The sequence below is a fragment of the Mesorhizobium sp. M1E.F.Ca.ET.041.01.1.1 genome, assembly GCF_003997355.1.
Lineage (GTDB): Bacteria > Pseudomonadota > Alphaproteobacteria > Rhizobiales > Rhizobiaceae > Mesorhizobium.
This window is the reverse complement of sequence record NZ_RZSL01000723.1, coordinates 1-2,614: the sequence shown is the minus strand read 5'-3', so window position 1 is coordinate 2,614 and position 2,614 is coordinate 1. Positions and strand designations below refer to the sequence as shown.

3 protein-coding genes are annotated in these 2,614 nt (G+C 63.6%); all 3 read right to left on the bottom strand.

Annotated features, from left to right (window positions below; translation table 11 throughout):
* Positions 1 to 128 precede the first annotated feature (128 nt).
* Positions 129 to 902, bottom strand: a complete 774-nt coding sequence (locus EOA38_RS33170) for an NAD kinase (protein WP_126094146.1) — start codon at positions 900 to 902, stop codon at positions 129 to 131.
* 447 nt (positions 903 to 1,349) lie between these two features.
* Positions 1,350 to 2,111, bottom strand: coding sequence for an MBL fold metallo-hydrolase (locus tag EOA38_RS33160; protein WP_127301213.1), 762 nt, complete (start codon positions 2,109 to 2,111; stop codon positions 1,350 to 1,352).
* 4 nt (positions 2,112 to 2,115) lie between these two features.
* Positions 2,116 to 2,614: TOBE domain-containing protein (locus tag EOA38_RS33155; protein ID WP_127301212.1), on the bottom strand; the 499-nt coding region annotated here is incomplete at its 5' end.

The following is a 2,614-nucleotide window of genomic DNA, read 5'->3' as shown; positions in this document are numbered from 1 at the left end:
CCTGCAAGATCGGGCTTGCAGTTAGGCGCAAGTCCGCGATTTGTCAACAGAAACGGCCGGGATTCCGGCGATTGTGAAGACGTAACCTTAATCGCGATGCTTAAACGAGGTCTTGTCCTTGCGCCGGCTCAATAGCGGAACTGCTCGGCAAGAATACGCTCGTTCCACGAATGATTGGGATCGAACAGCAACGTCGCCGTGGCGGTCGGCGATTCCCGGACCGTGACCGAGGCAATCGCCTTGACCTCGGTGTGGTCGGCGGCGGCGTTTACCGGGCGCTTTTCCGATTCCAAGATGTCGAAGCGCACGGTCGCCTTGTTGGAAAGCAGTGCGCCGCGCCAGCGCCGCGGCCGGAACGGGCTGACCGGTGTCAGTGCCAGAAGCGGCGCGTCGAGCGGCAGGATCGGTCCGTGCGCCGACAGGTTGTAGGCGGTGGAGCCTGCCGGCGTGGCAATCATCACGCCGTCGCAGTTCAACTCCTCCAGCCGCACCTGCTCGTCCACGGTGATGCGGATCTTTGCCGTCTGATAGGACTGGCGCCAAAGCGCAACTTCGTTGATCGCCAAAGCCGAAACGGGTTCTCCATCACGCGTGACCGCAACCATTTCCAGCGGGCGGATCGTTTCGGGCACCGCGCGCGAAATGCGCTCCTCGAGGCCGCCCGCGCGATATTCGTTCATCAGGAAGCCGATGGTGCCACGGTTCATGCCGTAGACCTTCTTGCCGCTGCTCATCGTGTCGCGCAGCGTCTGCAGCAGGAAGCCGTCGCCGCCGAGCGCGACAATGATATCGGCCTCGGCGACGGGTATCTGCCCATAGCGCGCAGACAGGCTCTGCAGCGCCGCGCGGGCGTCACCAGTGTCCGAAGAGACGAAGGCGAAACGGCTGGTTTCTTTGCTCATGGATCCCGAACGGCGACCGCGGCCGCCTGCTGGCCGCGGGCGACGGCGTAGCATGCGCCGCCCGCATCTGCAAAGGGCGGCATGCCATGCCGTGCGAACGGAAGGACGGCCCTCGCGCTTCGTGACAGGCGTGCAATGAATGTGATGGCTGAGATGGTTAAGACCGAGCTTAAACACTCGTAAAGCCGGATCAGCCATGTTAGCCGGCAGTGGATGGGTTGGCGGGGGCTGGCCAGTCGAGAGACCCTGTCTATTGCCGGTAACGCGCCTGATCATAGTCTTCCTGATGATGGGAAGTTTCGCGCTCATGTTCGCCGAACTGGTGCGCCAATCGGAAGAGATGAGCCTGCGGCCGCAGCCTGCGGCCTCCCGCTGCGGCGATGCCGCCGGGACGCCCTGCCCGCAAAGGGCGCTTTAACCCAGCATCACAAAATCGGGTCTGAACGTTCACCTGCTCTGCTTCAGGTGGCAGCCGGCCTTGCGCTTGTGCGCCAGATACTCGTCGATAAGTTGCCGATAGCGCACCTTGCCGAAGCTCGGAAAATGGCCGCCATGGACGACCGAGACATCGAGGTCGCGCATGGCGAGCAGCGTCGCGACATAGTCCTCGATATCGGAGTGATAGACGTCGTCGATCAGCGGCCCGTCATAGACGATGTCGCCGGACAAGAGGATGCCGGTCTTCTTCTCGTAGAGCGCGATACCGCCGGGCGAATGTCCAGGCGTGTGGATGACCTCGAAGGCGCGGTCGCCGAGATCGACGGCGTCGCCATGCTCGAGTAGCCGGCCGGCTGGGGCGGGCAGGATATGGTAGCGCGCCGTATCCCAGCCTTCCGGCGCACCATCGAACATCTCTTCGTTGGCGTAGCGATCGGCCACCGTCCATTCGTTGCGCGGGTCGGCAAGGATTGCCGCTTCGGCGGAATGCACGCAGCGATCCGAAAATTCGTGATGGCAGCCGATGTGGTCGAAATGCGTGTGGCTGGCGACGCAGACGAGCTTGCGTTCCGTGACCAGGGGCACGTGCCGCCTCAGGCTGAAATGGCCGAGGCCGGTATCGAACAAAAGGTCACGGTCGCGGCCGCGCACATGCCACATGTTGCAGCGAAAGAATGGTTTGATCCACGGCTCATGGATGAGCGTGATGTCGTCGCCCATGCGGATGGTCTCGTACCAGTCCGGAGCCTCGATGACCGGAAGCATGCTCATTTGCTCAGTCCGCCAGCAGGATGATGTCCTGAGCGTTGCACGAAACCGCGATCATGTCGCCTGCCCGGACGGTGGCCGATGCCGGAGCCTTGGCGATGAATTGCAATGCAGGATCCCGCGTCGAGGCGGCCAGCACGCGTTTGAAGCTGCCCTGGAAGACGACGTCGCTGACCTTGGCCGTGCCCAGCGCGACCTCGCCTTTTGCGTCGCCGAGGACGAGGTGCTCGGGCCGGATGGCAAGAGCAACGCCGGCGCCGGCAGGTGACGCGCCGGGCAGCGAGATCGGCCCAGCCGAGGTCGAGGCCGTGACGATCCCGTTCTTCGCCTCGGTCACGGTTCCGGCAAGGATGGTGCTCTCGCCCATGAAGGTGGCGGAGAAGCGCGTCTTCGGCCGCGCGTAGACCCGTTCGGGCGGGCCTTCGTCCTCGATGCGGCCGTCATTCATCACCACGCAATGGTCGGCCAGCGCCATCGCTTCTTCCTGGTCGTGGGTGACATGGACG